Origin of the sequence: Limosilactobacillus vaginalis DSM 5837 = ATCC 49540, assembly GCF_000159435.1 — a bacterium.
Classification (GTDB): Bacteria; Bacillota; Bacilli; order Lactobacillales; family Lactobacillaceae; genus Limosilactobacillus; species Limosilactobacillus vaginalis.
The window spans coordinates 1-205 of sequence record NZ_GG693521.1 but is presented as its reverse complement, the minus strand read 5'-3'; the positions used below and the strand labels follow the sequence as shown (position 1 = coordinate 205).

Below are 205 nucleotides of genomic sequence, written 5' to 3'. Positions count from 1 at the left end.
CAACGCTTACTATTGGTTATATCGTAGAAACGGAAGGACGTTCAGCAGTCTTATCTGAAAAAGAGAAAAAACTTTCTGCCGTGGTCAACCTGCTTAATCAGGCACTGGGCGATCGCTATGATCTCTACATCGACTTACCACGTGAGGAGCGTATCCGCGCATTAAATGCAGAACTTGCCCCCATTACCGAAAATATCACTCACGC

General features: G+C 45.9%; 1 protein-coding gene. It reads left to right on the top strand.

The genetic code is table 11. The features are described 5' to 3' along the window. On the top strand, positions 1-205 hold a 205-nt coding region (locus HMPREF0549_RS09245; RefSeq protein WP_003718049.1), incomplete at both ends, for a hypothetical protein.